The 18,118-nt window shown below is 71.4% G+C and carries 17 protein-coding genes; 5 read left to right on the forward strand and 12 right to left on the reverse strand.

Going from position 1 to position 18,118, the window contains the following annotated elements:
* Positions 1–38: 38 nt before the first annotated feature.
* The 5 genes from J2S42_RS20325 to mqnC form a co-directional block, all read right to left on the reverse strand.
* Positions 39–1,319, reverse strand: a complete 1,281-nt coding sequence (locus J2S42_RS20325; protein ID WP_307241431.1) for a geranylgeranyl reductase family protein — start codon at positions 1,317–1,319, stop codon at positions 39–41.
* 878 nt (positions 1,320–2,197) lie between these two features.
* On the reverse strand, positions 2,198–2,350 hold the full coding sequence (locus J2S42_RS20330) for a hypothetical protein (protein WP_307241433.1): 153 nt from the start codon (positions 2,348–2,350) through the stop codon (positions 2,198–2,200).
* Positions 2,334–2,981: a demethylmenaquinone methyltransferase gene (locus J2S42_RS20335; RefSeq protein ID WP_307248886.1), complete on the reverse strand. Its 648-nt coding sequence runs from the start codon at positions 2,979–2,981 to the stop codon at positions 2,334–2,336. The genes J2S42_RS20330 and J2S42_RS20335 overlap by 17 nt, the downstream gene beginning before the upstream one ends.
* A gap of 376 nt (positions 2,982–3,357) precedes the next feature.
* The gene (locus J2S42_RS20340; protein WP_307241435.1) at positions 3,358–4,503 is read right to left on the reverse strand and encodes a hypothetical protein; all 1,146 of its coding nucleotides are present in this window, start codon (positions 4,501–4,503) and stop codon (positions 3,358–3,360) included.
* A 386-nt stretch (positions 4,504–4,889) separates the two neighbouring features.
* A complete protein-coding gene (gene mqnC / locus J2S42_RS20345) occupies positions 4,890–6,080 on the reverse strand; it encodes a cyclic dehypoxanthinyl futalosine synthase (protein WP_307241436.1) in 1,191 nt (396 codons plus the stop codon).
* A gap of 93 nt (positions 6,081–6,173) precedes the next feature.
* On the opposite strand from mqnC, the gene J2S42_RS20350 reads away from it, so the two are divergent.
* From J2S42_RS20350 to J2S42_RS20360, 3 genes are read left to right on the forward strand one after another with little or no spacing between them, the layout of a single operon-like run.
* A complete protein-coding gene (locus tag J2S42_RS20350) occupies positions 6,174–9,107 on the forward strand; it encodes a DEAD/DEAH box helicase (RefSeq protein ID WP_307241438.1) in 2,934 nt (977 codons plus the stop codon).
* Positions 9,107–9,943: an SWIM zinc finger family protein gene (locus J2S42_RS20355; protein ID WP_307241440.1), complete on the forward strand. Its 837-nt coding sequence runs from the start codon at positions 9,107–9,109 to the stop codon at positions 9,941–9,943. The genes J2S42_RS20350 and J2S42_RS20355 overlap by 1 nt, the downstream gene beginning before the upstream one ends.
* Before the next feature lie 24 nt (positions 9,944–9,967).
* On the forward strand, positions 9,968–10,909 hold the full coding sequence (locus J2S42_RS20360) for an aldo/keto reductase (protein ID WP_307248888.1): 942 nt from the start codon (positions 9,968–9,970) through the stop codon (positions 10,907–10,909).
* Here the strand turns inward: J2S42_RS20360 and J2S42_RS20365 are convergent.
* From J2S42_RS20365 to paaA, 5 genes are read right to left on the reverse strand one after another with little or no spacing between them, the layout of a single operon-like run.
* Positions 10,906–11,991 carry a 2Fe-2S iron-sulfur cluster-binding protein gene (locus J2S42_RS20365; protein WP_307241442.1) on the reverse strand — a complete coding sequence of 362 codons (1,086 nt, stop codon included), beginning with the start codon at positions 11,989–11,991 and terminating at the stop codon, positions 10,906–10,908. The genes J2S42_RS20360 and J2S42_RS20365 overlap by 4 nt on opposite strands.
* A complete protein-coding gene (gene paaD / locus J2S42_RS20370) occupies positions 11,988–12,443 on the reverse strand; it encodes a 1,2-phenylacetyl-CoA epoxidase subunit PaaD (protein ID WP_307241444.1) in 456 nt (151 codons plus the stop codon). The genes J2S42_RS20365 and paaD overlap by 4 nt, the downstream gene beginning before the upstream one ends.
* Positions 12,440–13,180, reverse strand: a complete 741-nt coding sequence (gene paaC / locus J2S42_RS20375; RefSeq protein ID WP_307241446.1) for a 1,2-phenylacetyl-CoA epoxidase subunit PaaC — start codon at positions 13,178–13,180, stop codon at positions 12,440–12,442. The genes paaD and paaC overlap by 4 nt, the downstream gene beginning before the upstream one ends.
* A complete protein-coding gene (gene paaB / locus J2S42_RS20380; protein WP_307241448.1) occupies positions 13,177–13,446 on the reverse strand; it encodes a 1,2-phenylacetyl-CoA epoxidase subunit PaaB in 270 nt (89 codons plus the stop codon). The genes paaC and paaB overlap by 4 nt, the downstream gene beginning before the upstream one ends.
* A complete protein-coding gene (paaA, locus tag J2S42_RS20385) occupies positions 13,443–14,378 on the reverse strand; it encodes a 1,2-phenylacetyl-CoA epoxidase subunit PaaA (protein ID WP_307241450.1) in 936 nt (311 codons plus the stop codon). The genes paaB and paaA overlap by 4 nt, the downstream gene beginning before the upstream one ends.
* 96 nt (positions 14,379–14,474) lie before the next feature.
* On the opposite strand from paaA, the gene J2S42_RS20390 reads away from it, so the two are divergent.
* Positions 14,475–15,392 (forward strand): hypothetical protein, encoded by a 918-nt coding sequence (locus tag J2S42_RS20390; protein ID WP_307241452.1) that lies wholly within the window; start codon positions 14,475–14,477, stop codon positions 15,390–15,392.
* Between the two features lie 63 nt (positions 15,393–15,455).
* Entirely contained in the window at positions 15,456–16,370 is a 915-nt protein-coding gene (locus J2S42_RS20395) for a menaquinone biosynthetic enzyme MqnA/MqnD family protein (RefSeq protein WP_307241454.1), read from the forward strand.
* A 13-nt stretch (positions 16,371–16,383) separates the two neighbouring features.
* Here J2S42_RS20395 and J2S42_RS20400 read toward each other — a convergent pair whose 3' ends face one another.
* Positions 16,384–16,830, reverse strand: coding sequence for a GNAT family N-acetyltransferase (locus J2S42_RS20400; protein ID WP_307241456.1), 447 nt, complete (start codon positions 16,828–16,830; stop codon positions 16,384–16,386).
* A gap of 128 nt (positions 16,831–16,958) precedes the next feature.
* Positions 16,959–18,050 (reverse strand): hypothetical protein, encoded by a 1,092-nt coding sequence (locus J2S42_RS20405; RefSeq protein WP_307241458.1) that lies wholly within the window; start codon positions 18,048–18,050, stop codon positions 16,959–16,961.
* Between the last annotated feature and the right edge of the window lie 68 nt (positions 18,051–18,118).

Raw genomic sequence — 18,118 nt, forward strand, 5'->3', positions numbered from 1 at the left:
CTATTAGCGCTCTGAAATCGGCTTGCTACCGGGGGTGGTCAAACGGCCGGGGCGACCCGCGTCATCGCATTGATGACCCTGTCCATGGCGTCGCCGCCGCGCGGATCGGTCAGGTTGGCCAGCAGCTTCAGCACGAACCGCATGAGCAGCGGCTGGGGCATGCCGTACCGGGTCGCCATCTTCATGATCTCGGGCCGGCCGATCAGCTTCACGAAGACGCCGCCGAGCCGGTAGTAGCCGCCGTAGCGCAGCTTCAGCTCCGCCGGGTAGGCGTGCAGCGCGCGCTCCCGCTCGGCGCCCTCCGCGCGCGCCAGCGCCTGCGTGATGATCTCCGCGGCCAGCTCGCCGGACTCCATCGCGTACGCGATGCCCTCGCCGTTGAACGGGTTCACCATGCCGCCCGAATCACCGACCAGCAGCATGCCGCGGGAGTAGTGCGGCGTGCGGTTGAAGCCCATCGGCAGCGCTGCGCCGAGGATCGGGCCGTCCGCGTTCTCCTCGTCCGCGGTGCCCCACTCGGCCGGCGTGGTGGCCAGCCAGTCCAGCAGCATGTGCCGGTAGTTGGTCTTGCCGTAGCCGGTGGAGGAGTTGAGCACGCCGAGGCCCACGTTGACCCGGCCGTCACCCATGCCGAAGATCCATCCGTACCCGGGCAGCAGCTTGTCCGGATTTTCCCGGGAACGAAGCTCCAGCCAGGACTCCAGGTAGTCGTCGTCGTGCTTGACCGGCGAGTTGTAGTAGCGCCGGACCGCGACACCCATCGGCCGGTCGTCGCGCTTGCGGATGTTCAGCGCGAGCGGGAATCGGCCGGAGACACCGTCCGCCGCGACCACCAGCGGCGCGCGGAACTCGACCGGCTCCTTGCCAGGCCCGGACTCGGCCGTCACGCCGATGATCCGGCCGTCCTCGGCGAACACCGGCCCGGTCACGTTCGTGCTGGTCCGCACGATGGCACCGGCCTCGGCCGCGCGCTTGGCGAGCATCTGGTCGAAGTCGAGCCGGGTGCGGGTCAGACCGTAGTTCGGAAAGCTGGCCAGCTCCGGCCAGTCCAGCTCCAGGCGGACGCCGCCGCCGATCACCCGCAGGCCCTTGTTGCGCAGCCAGCCGGCCTCTTCGGAGGTGTCGACGCCCATCTTGATCAGCTGCTTGGTCGCGCGCGGCGTGAGCCCGTCGCCGCAGACCTTCTCCCGAGGGAACTCGGTCTTCTCGAGCAGTAGAACCCGAACACCGTGCTGGGCAAGGTGATATGAGGTCGCGGAGCCACCCGGGCCCGCGCCCACGACGATCACGTCGGCCTGTTCGGCCACAACCTGGGTCACGGCCATACCTCCTCGCATGTGCTAGTGAAAGACTTCACAAGCATGTGCGAGGGCAGTGTATGCCTACGGCTGATCTTTGTGTGGCTTAGGCCACCCTTATTGTTTCCAACCCGTTAAAGAGATTTAGATAGATCACCCTTACGGGTGACAAAATCGGCCAATCCGGCCGCAGTGCGTCCGGTTTAGACCAATTAGCGAGGCCTCGGCCACTCTCCGGCTCTTCCCGCGAATATTCCGCCATCCATCCGACAGACCAACTTCAAGATCGTCGAGCGGTACGGCCGACAACCGACCCGCCGCGCCCGGCGTCCCGCCCTCGTGCCGCCCCGACCGGGGCGAGTCACCACCGACCGGGCTCGGCAGGGCCGATGTCCGAACGCGGCAACCACCGCCCGCGAAGACGAGCGCGCCAGGCCGCTGATCGCCACGCCGGGCGTCCGATCCGCGGCCACCCGCCGCCTGCCAGGCTCGGCCATGGCGACATCCCGTCCCCGCCGCACCGCCGCCGAATTCGGCCACACCGGCGCCGAGCCCGCAGGATCCGGCCACACCGGCATCCGAGCCCGCAGGACCCGGCCACACCGGCATCCGAGCCCGCAGGACCCGGCCACACCGGCATTCGACCCCGCGGCACATCGCCGCTGGGATCCGGGCTTGCCCGCGGCGATACCAGCGCGACCAGAGGCGTGCTCGGAAGCCGGCCCGCGACGCATCCACATTTCGCTGACGCCATGGAATCCCGCCTTCGACCGCGTTGAGCACGCGAACGCACACAGGCCAGCGATTCGGCCGACCGCGGAGGAGACTATGTCCGGAAATATCCAGTCCCGACGTCCTCCCTGTGTCGTGGGGCCGCTTCGGGAGCGAGGCGGATGGGATCAGATCGGCGGGTACGGCAGCGGGAACAGCGACGCGGGCGTCATGTTCTCCCGCTCGCCGAGGCCACGCGGGATGCGGGGGCGGAACCGGCGCCGGGCGGGCGGTACCGCGCCGGGAGCGGCAGCATCCGCCCGCTCAGGGCTTGACGGCACGGTGCAGCGCGACGACGCCGCCGGTGAGGTTGCGCCAGGCCACCCTCGACCAGCCGGCCCGGCCGATCCGGTCGGCGAGCGCGGCCTGGTCCGGCCAGGCGCGGATCGACTCGGCGAGGTAGACGTACGCCTCCGGGTTGCTGGAGACAGCGCGGGCCACCGTCGGCAGGGAGCGCATCAGGTACTGCATGTAGACGCTCCGGAACGGGCCGTTGACCGGGTGGCTGAACTCGCAGACCACCAGGCGGCCGCCGGGGCGCACCACGCGGGCCAGCTCGGCCAGCGCGCGGTCCACGTCGACCACGTTGCGCAGCGCGAACGAGATGGTGGCCGCGTCGAACGTCTCGTCCGCGAACGGCAGCGCCAGTGCGTCGCCGGCCAGCAGCGGCACGTCCGGGCGTACCCGGCGGCCGGCACGCAGCATGCCGAGCGAGAGATCCAGGCCGACCGCGAACGCGCCGGACCGGCCCAGCTCCAGCGTGGAGACGCCGGTGCCGGCGCCCACGTCGAGCACTCGCTGACCCAGCTTGAGTTGCAGCGCGTCCCGCGTGGCGCGGCGCCAGCCACGGTCCTGCCCGAACGAGAGCACCGTGTTGGTCACGTCGTAGTTACGCGCCACGCCGTCGAACATCGAGGCGACCTCGTGGGGCTGCTTGTCCAAGTCTGCGCGGCTCACGGGTCCCACTCTGCCAGAGGGCACGAAAAAGCCGCAGACCAGGCTCGCGCGTGGTCTGCGGCGTTCAATCTCTATATCAACGCCTCATTGGCGGGTCAGAGCATTATCTTCGGGGCCTCCGGTAACGATGCGGACTCGGCGGGACCCCGAAATCATGACGCTCATGCGACATTTCCCGGCGGTGATACCGCAGGTAGCGGTGCAATCCGCCCACTTGCGACACTACGTCGTCGGCCGATGACCGGAAAGCGACAAACGCCGCGAACCCGAGGGCCCGCGGCGTTGTCTTTCTGTTGCCTCAGCGGTGACTCAAAGCCACCTTGTCACGACCTCAGAGCGCGGAGTTGCCGTCGCCCGGAGTAATCGTCACGACCTTACGACGGCGCGCCATCATGAAGACCACGGCGCCACCGACGAGCACGGCGGCACCCACGCCACCGATGATGGCGGTCTGCGGGCCGGTGACCGGCAGGCCGGGCTCGCCGCCACCGTTGCCGCCCGGCACGCTGACCAGCGCCACGAACGCGTCCTCGTGCTGGATCGTCGTCGGCAGCTGCGGCGACGGGGAGGCCGGAGGCGTGGTTGCCGGCGGGGTGGTGGCCGGCGGGGTCGTCGCCGGCGGCGTGGTGGCCGGAGGCGTGGTCGCGGGCGGGGTCGTCGCCGGCGGCGTCGTGGCCGGAGGCGTCGTGGCCGGAGGCGTCGTGGCCGGAGGCGTGGTCACCGGCGGAGTCGTCGCCGGCGGCGTGGTGGCCGGCGGGGTCGGCTTCGGGGGCTTCGGCGGGTGACCACAGTTGTGGCCGCCGGCCCACTTGTCGTTCTGCTTGAAGCGGTCCTTGCCCTTGTCGCCGTGGCGACCGGGCGTCTTGGCGTTCGCGGCCGTCTTGTAGGAGACCGTGGTGAAGGTGCCGGCACCGGACGCGGAGAACGCGGCCGGCTGGAACTGGGTGCCGGTGACCGCGCCCGTGTCGGCGTCCTTCTCGACACCGGTCTCGAGGTCCGCGTAGTAGGAGATCTCACCGGAGGACTTACCGCCGTCGAGCACCGGGCCCTTGGCGTCGGCCGCGATGGTGACCTCGAAGGGCACCTCCCACGCCGAGTAGATGTCGTTCTCCGGGTCCTCCTCGCCCGCCGGGACGAGCGCCCAGCCGTCGTCGAAGGTGCAGGTGACCGTCTGACCCTCGTAGGAGCAGAACTCGGCCGCGACCTGGTTCTTGAAGGACACGCTCTCCGGCAGCGTCACCGAGAGCTTGAAGCCCGTGATGACCTCGTCACCGACGTTGGTGATCGTGGTGATCACCTCGGAGGACGCGCCCGGGGCGAGCGGAGCGCCGTCCGGCCCGGTGATGTCCTCGGTGACGATGCTGAAATCGGTGCCGCTCGGGGCGGCAAGGGCCGGGGCCGCGAAGAACCCGGTAGCGCCCGCAGCCAGCGCAGTGGCGGCACAGAGACGGGCGAAGTTCCGCGTGCGGAACGCCATTGTTTGACTCCTCGGGTACGAGGACGGTCGGGACGGAGGGACGTTAACGAAGACATATCAATTCGTCTACTGCACAAATCGGACACCGCGCCGTGCGCTATACCACGCAGTTCCGTAAATGTCCAGATTTGGGTGATCTTAAAACGGGCTTAAGTGGACCTTTGGATCACCTGTATTTCCCTAAGATTCTCCGAACGGCAGCAGAAAAATCGGCCGAACGGGGGAACGAAAGAGCCTCTCCACCGATGAAGACGAACGCTCTCAGCAGTCGGATGATTACTCAAAGCATTCACGAACGAGAAAGTCCGCACCGCAACTACATTCGGCGAGCAAAAGAAAACAGCGCGGTCCCCGAATGGGGGAACCGCGCTGCGGATTGAATACGCTCAGTGCGCCTCGACGAGTGGCAGCGACCGGCCGGCGCCGCCGCCGGGCAGCGCGATCGACGAGAAGTGCGAGACGACCCGGTCGTCCGTCGGGTCGTCCGCCGGCGTCCGGTGCACGGCCAGGTGGCGGTAGAGCGTGTCGCGCTGCGCCGGGATGCGGCCGGCGGACCGGATCATCCAGATCAGGTCGTGCAGGTTCGACCGGTGCCGGGCACCGGCGGAGGAGATGACGTTCTCCTCCAGCATGATCGAACCGAGATCGTCCACGCCCATGTGCAGCGACAGCTGACCGACCTCCTTGCCGGTGGTCAGCCAGGACGCCTGCAGATGGTCCACGTTGTGGAAGAAGATCCGGGACATCGCGATGAACCGGAGGTACTCCAGCGTGGTGGCCTGTGTGCGGCCCTTGAGGTGGTTGTTCTCCGGCTGGTAGGTCCACGGGATGAACGCCCGGAAACCGCCGGTGCGGTCCTGCACGTCCCGGATCATGGCGATGTGCTCCACCCGCTCCGCGTGCGTCTCGCCGGTGCCCATCATCATGGTCGCGGTCGACTCGATGCCGTGCCGGTGCGCGGTCTCCATGACCTCAAGCCAGCGCGCGCCGGACTCCTTGAGCGGCGCGATCGCCTTGCGCGGCCGCTCCGGCAGCATCTCCGCACCGGCACCGGCGATCGAGTCCAGCCCGGCCGCCTTGATCCGGAGGATCGCGTCCTCGATCGAGATGCCGTCGACCTTCGCCATGTGCAGGATCTCGGACGGGCCGATCGAGTGGATCACCAGCTGCGGGTACGCCGCCTTGACCGAGGAGAACAGGTTCTCGTAGTAGTCGGTGCCGTAGTCCGGGTGGTGACCGCCCTGCAGCATCACCTGGGTGGCGCCCAGGTCGACGGCCTCGCCGCACCGGCGGAGGATCTCCTCCATCGGGTGCGACCAGCCCTCCTTGTGCTTCGGCGCGCGGAAGAACGCGCAGAACTTGCACGCGGTCACGCACACGTTGGTGTAGTTGATGTTGCGGTCGATCAGGTACGTGACGATCCCGTCCGGATAGCGCCGCCGGCGCACCGCGTCCGCGGCCTCGCCCAGCGCGTGCAGCGGAGCGTCGGTGTAGATGAGCAGCGCCTCCTCGGGCGTGATCCGCCCGCCGTCCGCGCCACGCTGCAGGATGTCGTCGATCTCCCTGTTCACCGTCACCCCACGAGCGTACGTCCATCGGGTCACGGCCTGCCGCGTCGCAGGTCACGATGCCGGTATCGTCGGACGGTCCACGCGAGGGAGATAAAGCGCATGCTGGTGGTGCACGGTGGCTGGCACGACGGCCGCCTCGCGCTCTGGGCCGAGGACACCGAACGGGCCCCGGCCGGCACGTCCCGCGCACGGGCCCGTCCGCACCCGTTCGCCGCGACCGCGGACGGCCTGGCCGGTGCGCTCCCGGTCGACGGCGAACCCGGCACGGCCCGCATCCACCTGCCCGGCTCGGCCCGGTGGCCGGTGCCGTCGCCGGAGAGCGGCATCGACGCCGTGGTGCGCACGCCCGCGCTCACCGTCTGGACCGTGCCGATCCTGCTGGTCCGGGCCGCACCGGCACTGGCGTTCCTGGGCACGGAGACGGACGGCACCTGGGCACCGGCGGAGACGCTGCACTACCTCGGCGCGGTGGCGGAACTGGCCCGTGACCTGGTCCGGCGCGGGCGGATGCTGCCGCAGCTGGTGCACGGCGAGGCGCGCTGGCGGGCGGTGCTCACCGGTTCGGACGCGGCGGCGTTCCGCTCCTACGCGCAGGCCATGCCGCCGGTGTGCCGCGCGTTCGGTGACGGCGAGGCGCGGGCCGACGTCGTACTGCGGCAGGCCCTTGATCTGTTGGTCGACGCGGCCGCGCGGGAGGCTTTCCCGGAGCGGCTGCTGCTCGGGCATCGGCCGGGAAGCCGCGCGCCGCTGGCCGACCGCTGGATGGTGGCGCTGACCGGCGACGACGCCGCACTGCCGGGCGCGAAGCAGGCCGACGCCGACGCGCTCGGCACGGCGTTGACCGCGTGGTACGACGCGGCGCAGGCGGCGAACGGCCCGGCCCGGGTGAGTTTCCGGCTGGACGAGCCGGTGCAGGGCACGGACGAGTGGTGGCTGGAGTTCGCGCTGCAGTCGACGGACGATCCGGCGCACTACGTGGCCGCGGCGGACATCTTCGACGGCGGTGCGGAGTGGCCGCGCGCGGACGAGACGCTGCTGGCCGGCCTGGGCCGTGCGGTCCGGCTGTTCCCGGCGCTCTACGAGTCGTTGCGCAAGGCCCGTCCGGACGGCATGGAGCTGGACACGGCCGGTGCGTTCGACTTCCTCAGCACGGCCGCGCCGCTGTTGCAGGCCGCCGGCTACGGCGTGCAGCTGCCGTCGTGGGCCGGCAAGCGCGGGCTCGGCCTGAAGCTGACCGCCAGGAGCAAGTCGAAGTCCGGCCCGAAGGCGGTCGCGGCACAGGGTTTCGGCATGTCCGAGCTGGTCGACTACCGGCTGGACCTGATGGTCGGCGACGAGACGATCGACCCGGCGGAGCTGGAACAGCTGGCGCTGGCCAAGGTGCCGCTGATCCGGGTGCGCGGCCGATGGGTGGAACTGGACGACCGGCAGCTCAAGGCGGCGCTCAAGGCGGTCGGCCGGCGGCGTGCGGGCGAGCTGACCGCGGCGGACGTGCTGGCGCGGGTGGTCGACGGCGGCGAGCCGGAGCTGCCGCTGGTGGACGTGGACGCGGACGGCCCGCTCGGCGACCTGCTCTCCGGCGAGGCCGCGGAGCGGCTGACCCCGATCGCCACGCCGGAGGGCTTCGTGGGCACACTCCGGCCGTACCAGGAGCGGGGTCTGTCCTGGTTGTCGTTCCTGTCGAAACTGGGGCTGGGCGGGATCCTGGCCGACGACATGGGGCTCGGCAAGACCGCGCAGACGCTGTCGCTGCTGGTCGCGGAGCAGTCGGACCGGCCGACGCTGCTGATCTGCCCGATGTCGTTGGTGTCGAACTGGCGCAAGGAGGCGGAGCGCTTCGCGCCCGGCCTGTCCGTCTACGTCCACCACGGCACCGGCCGCGACCCGTCCGCGCTGGACAAGCACGACCTGGTGATCACGACGTACGGCACCGCGCTGCGTGATCTGGCGGTGTTGCAACAGACCGAATGGGAACGTGTGGTCTGTGACGAGGCGCAGGCGCTGAAGAACAGCGGCACCCGGCAGGCGCAGGCCGCGCGCGCGATCCCGGCCCGTACCCGGCTCGCGCTCTCCGGCACGCCGGTGGAGAACCACCTGGCCGAGCTGTGGGCGCTGCTTGAGTTCTGCAACCCGGGCCTGCTCGGCACGGTCAAGCACTTCCGGTCCCGCTACCAGGAGCCGATCGAGGCGCGACAGGACGAGTACGCGTCCGCCGCGCTCAAGCGCGCGACCGGCCCGTTCATCCTCCGGCGTCTCAAGACCGACAAGTCCATCATCTCCGACCTGCCGGAGAAGCTGGAGGTCAAGGTGTGGTGCACGCTCACGCCGGAGCAGGCCACGCTGTACGCCGCGGTGGTCGAGGAGATGATGGCGACGATCTCGGCCACCACCGGCATCGAGCGGCGCGGCAACGTGCTGGCCGCGATGACCCGGCTCAAGCAGGTCTGCAATCACCCGGCGCACCTGCTCAAGGACGGCTCCGCGCTGCCCGGCCGGTCCGGCAAGCTGGACCGGCTGGAGTCGCTGTGCGCGGAGATCGTCGCGGACGGCGAGAAGGGTCTGGTCTTCACGCAGTACGCGGAGTTCGGCGCGCTGCTCCAGCCCTATCTTCAGGCGCGGCTGGACCGGCCGGTGCTCTGGCTGCACGGCGGGCTGGCCAAAGCGCGGCGGGACGAACTGGTCGAGCGGTTCCAGACCGGGGACGAGCCGACGATCTTCCTGCTGTCGCTGAAGGCGGCCGGTACCGGGCTCAACCTGACCGCGGCGAACCACGTGATCCACGTCGACCGGTGGTGGAACCCGGCGGTCGAGGACCAGGCCACGGACCGGGCGTACCGGATCGGGCAACGCAAGAACGTGCAGGTCCGCAAATTCATCTGCACCGGCACGCTGGAGGAGCGGATCGACGAGATGATCGAGCGGAAGAAGGCGCTGGCCGAGGCCGTGGTCGGCACCGGCGAGGACTGGATCACCGACCTGTCCACGGACGCGCTGCGCGACCTGTTCGCGCTCGACCCGTCGGCGGTGGCCTGATGCCGGTCGGCCGGGACGGGTTCTTCGAGGCCGGCAAGCCGATCGCGGTGGACGGCGGGATAAGGGCGCGGTCGCAGCGCGGGAAGATCGGCGAGCAGTGGTGGTCGCGGCACTTCATCGAGATCCTGGAGGGCATCTGCGACGCCGGGCGGCTCGCGCGCGGTCGCGCCTACGCCCGCAAGGGCCAGGTGATCAGCCTGTCCGTGGCGCCGGGCACGGTCACCGCGCTCGTCCAGGGCTCGCGGCCGGACCCCTATCAGGTCACCATCGACATCGAACGGTACGGCGCGGAGCGGTGGGACGCGATCGAGGAGTCGCTGGCGTCGCAGGCGCTCTATCGCGCGAAGCTGCTGGCCGGTGAGATGCCCACGGAGATCGTCGGGGTGTTCGACGCGCTCGGCGCGCCGCTGTTCCCGGCCGAGCTGGACATGGAGTGCAGCTGCCCGGACTGGGGTTTCCCGTGCAAGCACCTGTCCGCCGCGCTCTACCTGCTGGCCGAGGCGTTCGACGACGACCCGTTCCTGGTCCTGGCGTGGCGTGGCCGTACCCGGGAGGAGCTTCTGGGTTCGCTGGGCACGGTCCCGGCCGTCGTGGATCCGCTGGCCGTCGAGCACGTGCCACTGGCCGACGCGCTGGCCGGCTTCTACGCGCCCGGCGCGTCCCCGGCCAAGCTCCGCGAGCACGGCGTGAACCGCGTCACGGCCCCGCCTGACCTGCTGCTTCGTGCGCTGGACCCGCCTGACGTGCGGGTCCGTCATATTCCGTTGGTGGATCTGCTGCGCGCGGCCTACCGTTCGCTTGACGGCCACGAAGGGCTATCCGAATCGGGGACTTAAGCTGCGCGAATGGGGCGGGACGAGATGAGTTATCGGCGGCTTGGCGATTCAGGGCTGACCGTCTCCGCGATCGGCCTCGGGTGCAGCAGTTTCGGGCGGCGGCTGGACGCGGACGGCAGCCGCGCCGTGGTCGACGCCGCGCTCGACGCCGGCATCAACTTCTTCGACACCGCGGACGTGTACGGCGAGCCCCGCGGCATGTCCGAGCAGCTGCTCGGCGCCGCGCTCAAGGGCCGCCGGGACGACGTCGTGATCGCCACCAAGTTCGGCATGGACATGGCCGGCAGCAACGGGCAGGATTTCGGCGCCCGCGCGTCCCGCAGATACGTCACGCGCGCGGTCGAGGCGTCGCTGCGCCGGCTGGACACCGACTACATCGACCTCTACCAGCTGCACCGTCCCGACCCGGCGACGCCGATAGAGGAGACGCTGGCCGCGCTGGACGACCTGGTCCGAGCCGGCAAGGTGCGCTACCTCGGCTGCTCGAACTTCTCGGCGTGGGAGATCGCGGACGCGGCCTGGACCGCGCGCACCGCGCACCGGACGCCGTTCATCAGCGCGCAGAACCGCTACAGCCTGCTGCACCGCGACCCGGAGGCGGAGCTGCTGCCGGCCTGCCAGCACTTCGGGCTGGGCTTGCTGCCGTTCTTCCCCCTGGACAGCGGCCTGCTCAGCGGCAAGTACCGGCGGGACACACCGCCACCGTCCGGCGGCCGGCTCTCCGACGAACGGTACGCGGCGCTGCTCGAATCCGCGCCGTGGGACGTCATCGAGACGATCGAGAGTTTCGCCCAGGTGCGCGGCCGGACGCTGCTGGACGTGGCGATCGCCGGGCTGACGTCCCGGCGCGGCGTCTCCAGCGTGATCGCGGGCGCGACCAGCCCGGAACAGGTCCGCGCGAACGCGGCCGCCGGTGCCTGGCGCCTGACCGCGGACGACCTGGTGAAGCTGGACGCCATCCGTTAGGCGTCGTAGTCCACCGCCACCTCGGCCGTGAGCGGGACGGCCTGGCAGGTGAGGACGTAGCCGGCCGCGACGTCGTCCGGCTCCAGCGCGTAGTTGCGGGCCATCGCCACCTCGCCGGCGGTCACCCGGGCCCGGCAGGTCGCGCAGACACCGCCCTTGCAGGCGTAGGGCAGCTCGGCGCGGACGGCCAGCGCCGCGTCCAGCACCCGGCCGTCGCGCGGCATGGTGGTGCGCGACTCGCGGCCGTCCAGCCGCACGGTCAGCGTGACGTCGTCCGCGTTGCCGGCCGGCGGCGCCGGGACCGCGACCGGGCCGGCGTAGAACAACTCGGTGTGCACGGCCGGCACGCCGCGGGAGCGCAGCAGCTCCTCGGCCGTCTCCACCAGCGCGGCCGGGCCGCAGAGGAACCATTCGCCGACACCGGCCGGAACCGCGGTGTCCAGCAACAGCGTCAGGCGGTCCCGGTCGAGGCGGCCGGAGAGCGCGGGTGACAGGCCCGGCTCGCGGGACAGCACGTGCAGGACCTGCAGGCGGGACGGGTAGCGGTCCTTCAGCGCGCCCAGCTCGTCGGCGAACATCACGCTCGCGGCCGCGCGGTTGCCGTAGAGCAGCGTGAACGTGCTGTGCGGCTCGGTGGCGAGCGCGGTGGCGATCAGGCTCAGCACCGGGGTGATGCCGGAGCCGGCCACGATCGCGCCGTACCGGCGGGTGCGCAGCGGGTCCAGGTTCGTGGTGAACGTGCCGAGCGGGGGCAGCACCTCCAGCGTGGTGCCGGCGCGCAGACCGCGGACGCCGGTGCTGCTGAACGCGCCGCCCGGCACCTCCTTGACGCCGATCCGGATCGTCCCGGCCCGGTCCAGCTCCGGTGGTGTGGAGCAGATCGAGTAGGAACGGCGGACGTCCGGCGCGTACCGCACGGTCAGGTGCTGGCCGGGCCGGAACGCGAACGCCGCGCGCAGCTCCGGCGGGACCGCGAACGTGATCGTCACGGCCTCCGGGGTCAGCCGGTCGACGCGGGTCACCGGCAGCGGGTGCCAGACCGGGCGGCGGCGTGCCACCCGTACCACCGAGGTCATGGTCATCGCTCCTTGACCCGGGGAAACGGCTCGGCGCAGGCGCGGCAGCGCCACAGCGAGGTGCACGCGGTCGAGCCGAACCGGCTCAGCTCCTCGGTCTCCGGCGAGCCGCACCGCGGGCAGCGCACCGAGATGGTCAGCAGCGGCCGCCTTCCCGGCGGCGCGACACCCGCCTCGGCCAGCTTGCGGCGCCCGGCCTCGGTGATCCACTCGGTGCTCCACGGCGGGTTCAGCCGGGTCTCGACCACCGCGTCCGGGAAGCCCACGCCGGCCAGTGCGCTCCGGACGTCCTCCCGGATCACGGACACCGCCGGGCAGCCGGTGTAGGTCGGCGTGATCGTCACGGTGACCCGGCCGTCCCGCTCCGTCACCGCGCGCAGGATGCCCAGCTCCGCGATGGTCACGAACGGCAGCTCCGGGTCGACGACCCCGGCGGCCGCGGTCTCGGCCGCGCTCACCAGCGCGCGCCCGGGTGTGCGCGGTGCAGCGCCTGCATCTCGTCCAGCAGCGCGGTGAGGTGCGCGGTGTGCCGGCCGGCCCGGCCGTCCAGCGCCGGTGGGGCCTCGACGCCGGCCGGGATCCGCAGCGTGGCCGTGGCCAGCGTGCTCTCCACGATCGCGGTCCACTCCGCGGCGGCCGGGTCGCCCGCGACGCCGGGCAGGCGCCGCGCGACCGGGTCAGGGACGAAGAGTTCCCGGGTGTACGGCCAGAGCGCGTCGACCGCGTCCTGCATGCGGCGATGCGACTCCTCGGTGCCGTCGCCGAGGCGGATCGTCCACTGTGCCGCGTGATCCAGGTGGTACGCGGACTCCAACCCAGCCGTGGCCGCGATCCCGGCCAGCCGCTCGTCGCGCGACCGCGCCAGGCCGGCGTAGAGCGGGCGCTGCCAGGCCGCGAGGAACAGCAGCTTGGCGACCGTGACCGCGAAGTCGCCGTTGGGCAGCTCGACCAGCACGTGGTTGCGGAACTCGTCGGGGCCGCGCAGGAACGCCAGCGCGTCCTCGTCGCCCTCGCCGGTCAGCTCCGCCGCGTAGGACAGCAGCAGCCGGGCCGCGCCGAGCTGGTCGAGCGCGATGTTGGCCAGCGCCACGTCCTCCTCCATCTCGGGGCTGCCGGCGTAGAGCTCCCCGAGCCGCTGGGCCGCGATCAGCGCGTCGTCGCCCAGGCCCAATGCGTAACGGGCCACGTCGTTCACAGGTGCGGCGCTCCGTCCGGGACCGAGTAGTACGTGGGGTGGCGGTAGGGCTTGTCCGGCGCCGGGTCCAGCGCGTCCCCGGACGCGACGATCGCGGTGCTCGGCACGACCCAGACGGAGACCCCCTCCTGCCGGCGCGTGTAGAGGTCACGCGCGTTGCGCAGCGCCATCGCGGCGTCCGGCGCGTGCAGGCTACCGGCGTGCGTGTGCGACAGGCCGCGCCGCGGGCGCACGAACACCTCCCACAGCGGCCAGTCCGCGCTCATCCCGCCTGCTTCCGTGCGTAGGCCACGGCCGCCTCGCGGACCCAGGCGCCGTCGTCGTGCGCGGCGCGGCGGTGGGCCATCCGCTCCTCGTTGCACGGGCCGTTGCCGCTGATCACCCGGCTCAGTTCGTCGAAGTCGGGCGGCGTGAAGTCGTGGGCGTCGCGGTCCGGGTTCCAGCGCAGGCCGTCGTCCGGGATGCGCAGGCCGAGCACGGCCGCCTGGGGTACGCACATGTCCACGAACCGCTGGCGCAGCTCGTCGTTGGAGAAGCGCTTGATCTTCCACTGGATCGAGCGGGCGGAATGGGTGGAGTCCGCGTCCGGCGGGCCGAACATCGCCAGCGACGGGTACCACCACCGGTCCAGCGCGTCCTGCGCCATCGCGTGCTGCTCCGCCGTGCCGTGCGCCAGCGTGTGCAGCAGCTCGTAGCCCTGGCGCTGGTGGAACGACTCCTCCTTGCAGATGCGCACCATGGCCCGCGCGTACGGCCCGTAGGAGCAGCGGCAGAGCGGCACCTGGTTGACGATCGCGGCGCCGTCCACGAGCCAGCCGATCGCGCCGATGTCGGCCCAGCTCAGCGTGGGGTAGTTGAAGATCGAGCTGTACTTCTGCCGCTTGGTCAGCAGCGCGTCGACCAGCTCGTCGCGGGTGATGCCGAGCGTCTCGGCGGCGGCGTAGAGATAGAGCCCGTGGCCGGCCTCGTCCTGCACCTTGGCCAGCAGGATGGCCTTGCGCTTCAGGCTCGGCGCCCGGGTGATCCAGGAGCCCTCCGGCTGCATGCCGATGATCTCGGAGTGGGCGTGCTGGGCGATCTGGCGGATCAGCCCCTTGCGGTACGCCTCCGGCATCCAGTCGGTCGGCTCGATCTTTTCCTCGGCCGCGACCAGGGCGTCGAAGCGTTCCTCGTGGGTCAGCTCATCGATGCCGTCCATCATCTGAGTGTTACACCGGCTGCGGCACCACGCAATAGACTGTCACATGCGGCGCTTAGGGGGTTTTAACCGTTTTATGGGATAAGATCCCCCGCTGTGGGGAAGCGACGGGCCGCATCGCGGCGGGCCAGCCGGATGATCGTGCCCGCGACCGTGCTGGCGGTGCTCGCGGCCGGGGCCGGCATCGCGCGGGTGGTGACGCTCTCCGACGGCGCCCAGGCGGCGGTCCCGATCTGGCACGCGCCCGCGACCGCACCGCCGCGCATCCTGGAGAAGGGCGGCGTCCCGCCGCTGTCGCCGCGCGTGCTGGAGACCGGGCCGGTGTTCCCGGTGCGCCCGGCCGCGGTGCGCGTCGCCGGTGACGCGTGGTGGTCCTGGGCGCTGCTCGACCACCGCACCGGCACGCTCTCCGGCTCGCCCAACCTCGGCGAGACCAGCGGCACCGCGTCGCTGATCAAGGCCTGGATCGGCGCGGACTTCCTGCGGCGCGCGGACGAGGCCGGCCGGCGCCCCGGCGACCGTCGCATGCGTCAACTGCGGATCATGCTGCGGGACAGCGACAACGAGGCAGCGGAGGTGCTCTGGGCCGCGGTCGGGCAGTCCGAGTCCATTCGGCGGCTGCGGCAGGTCTGCCAGCTGATCGACGGCGGACCGTACCGGCAGATGTGGAGCAACACCCGGCTCTCGGCCCGCGACGTGGTGCTGCTCGGCCGGTGCATCGCGGACGGCCGCGCGGCCGGGCCCACCTGGACGCCGTGGCTGCTGCGCGAGATGCGGGCGGTACGCGGCGTCGGCGACTTCGGGATCCGCAAGGCGTTCCCCGAGGCGGTGCGGTCCGGCATCGCGATCAAGAACGGCTGGGTGGTGCGGGAGGCGCTCGGCGAGTGGCACGTGAACTGCCTCGCGATCGGCGACGGCTGGAGCATCGGCGTGCTGACCCGCTACCCGGCCGCCCGGGGCTACGCCTACGGCGCCGCGATCTGCCGCAAGATCGGCCGCCAGCTGCGCGCCTGAGGGGATGCGTTCTCGAACACCTTCCCGGGCGGTGTGTGCCGAGAGGCGGATAACGTGGCCGGCATGAGCGAGCTAATCATCGGCTCAGCGCCGACCACGCCGGAACCGCAGCCTGCAGGACAGTCCGGCGTGAGCGTCGCACAGCGGCCCCGGGTCGGCCACATCCAGTTCCTGAACTGCCTCCCGATCTACTGGGGGCTGATGCGTTCCGGCGCGCTCCTCGACGTCGACCTGCACAAGGACAGCCCGGACAAGCTCAATGACGCGCTTGTCGCGGGCGATCTGGACATCGGGCCGATCTCGCTGCTGGAGTACCTGCGGCACGCGGACCAGCTGCTGCTCCTGCCGGACATCGCGGTCGGCAGCGACGGGCCGGTGCTCTCCGTCAACATCGTGTCGAAGGTGCCGCTGGAGGAGCTGGACGGCGCCCGGGTCGCGCTCGGCTCGGCGTCCCGGACCAGCGTGCTGCTCGCCCGCATGCTGCTCGCCGAGCGCTGGGGCGTACAGCCGGATTACTTCACCTGCCCGCCTGACCTGACCGCGATGCTGCTGGAGGCGGACGCCGCGGTGGTGATCGGTGACGTGGCGCTGCGCGGCATGTACGAGGCACCGCGCCGCGGCCTGTTCGTCACCGACCTGGGCCAGGCCTGGCGGGAGTGGACCGGCCTGCCGATGGTCTTCGCGGTCTGGGCCGCCCGCCGCGACTTCGCCGCGCAGCACCCGGGCCGGGTCAAGGACGTGCACGAGGCGTTCCTGCGCTCGCGCGACCTCTGCCTCGCCGAGCTGGACGACGTGGCGGAGGCGGCGGCGCGCTGGGAACCGTTCGACGCGGCCACGCTGGCAACGTACTTCCGGGCGCTGGACTTCTCACTCGGCGAGCGCCAGGTGGCAGGGCTGCGCGAGTTCGCCCGCCGCGCCACCGCCCGCGGTGAGGCGCCGGCCCTGCCCACGGACGGGCCGGCGTTCTTCCCCGCCTGACGCGCCAGGTTCGCTACCGCTTGAGGCGGGCGACGACCTCGGTGTCCTCGGTCTCGCCCGTCTCGGCGAAGCCCACGCTGGCGTACGCACGGCGGGCCGCCTCGTTGGCCGGCTCGTAGGAGAGCGCGAAGCCGGTCACCTGCGGCTCGCCGGCCAGTACCTTTTCCATCAGCGCGGCGATCGCGGCGCGGCCCAGGCCGGTGCCCTGCCGCTCCGCGTCGATGATCACGCCGCCGATCCAGGCCGCGTCGTCCGCCGGGTCGATCGTCCACATCAGGAAGCCGACGATCTCGCCGTCCGCGCTGATCGCGAGCGGTCGCCAGCCGGCGTCGCCGTACTGGCAGAGCGCGAGGTAGTAGGTGGGCGGTGCAACCCATTCCCGCTGGTGCGGGGCCACGGTCAGGCCGGCGACGGCTCGCCAGTTGCCGGAGTCGACCGGTACGAGGGAGATCTTCGACATGCGGGGCATGGTGCCAGTCCGCCTGCTGTTGATCTCCGCGGGGTTCGCCCACGGCGACCACGACGGCACCGGAAGCCCGCGGGAGCACCGGAACGCGACCCCGCCGGAAGCGGGCAGGGCAAAGACCGTCAGCTCTTGACCTTGGTCTTTTCCGGCTCCGCCGTGATCAGGTGTGGCTGCGACGCCCGGTGTGACGCCGGGGGTGCGGCGAGGCCGCCGAGCAGCGCGCCGAGCGCCGCGGTGATCACCACGATGCCGGTGATCATTTCGAGCGGCCAGCGCAAGCCCGCGTCGAGGTGCAGGCCGAGCAGCATGCCGGTCCAGACCAGACCGATGTAGACCGCGCCTGCGATCGGCAGCCGCAGCGGCGCGCGAGGACCGCGTACCGCGTCCAGCCAGACGACGATCACGTCGGCGAGCAGCGCGGCGAGCACCGCGACGAGCGAGCCGAACGCCATCGGCGCCGGGAACTCGAACATCAGCATCCCGAACAGGACCATGGCCGCGACGATCGCGGCGCCGGCGCCGTGCGTGGGGCGGCGGCGGTGCGCCAGCAGGAACGGGATCGCGATGATCGGCGTGGTGAAGACGTACGCGTCCACTCCGAGCAGCGCGACCGCGCCGCCGGCCGCGTCCAGGCCACCGTTCGACGCGGCGTTGCCCGGCACGAACTCCCTGGTCGGCGCGTCGGACAGGAACGCGTTGGAGTGACTGAGCAGGATCGTGGTGAGCGCGGTGGCAAGCGCGAGCGCGGCGACACCGGTGACCGTGCGCAGGCCGTGCTCCGCGGTGGCCCACCAGGCGCGCACCGGGCTGCCGGCCAGCAGGATCGCGCCGATCACGAGCAGCAGGTGGCTCGGGCTGAACTGGGCGTTGAGGCCGACCTCGATGCCGATCGTCTCGTGCCAGATCATGTCGCCCAGGCCACCGGCGCCGAAGACCAGCACGCCCAGCGCGCCCGCGCGGTAGCCCGCGGGCCAGCCGTCCCGCCACCAGCGCGGCGCCTCCGCCCGGACGCGGTAGGCCAGCCAGAACGTCCAGGCGGCGAGCCCGGCGAAACCGGCGTAGATCAGGCCGTGCCACGGCGTGAAGAACGTCTCCAGCGTGGACGGCAGGTTGGAGTGCGCCCAGCCGTCCGTGATGCCACCGGCCACCAGGACCGTCGTCAGCACGACGGTGACCAGATCTTCCCGGGCCGTGGTCCCTCGTATGCCGGTCATCACGTCACCCGCCCCGATCGTCCGCTACGGCACCTGATCGTCCCCCGGCGGCCACGTCATCGACGACC

This window comes from Catenuloplanes indicus (assembly GCF_030813715.1).
Classification (GTDB): domain Bacteria; phylum Actinomycetota; class Actinomycetes; order Mycobacteriales; family Micromonosporaceae; genus Catenuloplanes; species Catenuloplanes indicus.

What these genes read in the sequence shown, in the direction of transcription:
- J2S42_RS20335 (WP_307248886.1), bottom strand. Translation starts at nt 2,981, where the DNA reads ATGTTCGACGGCGTGGCGCGTAACTACGACGTGACCAACACGGTGCTC.
- J2S42_RS20360 (WP_307248888.1), top strand. Translation starts at nt 9,968, where the DNA reads ATGAGTTATCGGCGGCTTGGCGATTCAGGGCTGACCGTCTCCGCGATC.
- J2S42_RS20355 (WP_307241440.1), top strand. Translation starts at nt 9,107, where the DNA reads ATGCCGGTCGGCCGGGACGGGTTCTTCGAGGCCGGCAAGCCGATCGCG.
- J2S42_RS20395 (WP_307241454.1), top strand. Translation starts at nt 15,456, where the DNA reads ATGAGCGAGCTAATCATCGGCTCAGCGCCGACCACGCCGGAACCGCAG.
- paaA (WP_307241450.1), bottom strand. Translation starts at nt 14,378, where the DNA reads ATGGACGGCATCGATGAGCTGACCCACGAGGAACGCTTCGACGCCCTG.
- J2S42_RS20340 (WP_307241435.1), bottom strand. Translation starts at nt 4,503, where the DNA reads ATGGCGTTCCGCACGCGGAACTTCGCCCGTCTCTGTGCCGCCACTGCG.
- J2S42_RS20365 (WP_307241442.1), bottom strand. Translation starts at nt 11,991, where the DNA reads ATGACCATGACCTCGGTGGTACGGGTGGCACGCCGCCGCCCGGTCTGG.
- J2S42_RS20405 (WP_307241458.1), bottom strand. Translation starts at nt 18,050, where the DNA reads ATGACCGGCATACGAGGGACCACGGCCCGGGAAGATCTGGTCACCGTC.
- paaB (WP_307241448.1), bottom strand. Translation starts at nt 13,446, where the DNA reads ATGAGCGCGGACTGGCCGCTGTGGGAGGTGTTCGTGCGCCCGCGGCGC.
- J2S42_RS20400 (WP_307241456.1), bottom strand. Translation starts at nt 16,830, where the DNA reads ATGTCGAAGATCTCCCTCGTACCGGTCGACTCCGGCAACTGGCGAGCC.
- J2S42_RS20350 (WP_307241438.1), top strand. Translation starts at nt 6,174, where the DNA reads ATGCTGGTGGTGCACGGTGGCTGGCACGACGGCCGCCTCGCGCTCTGG.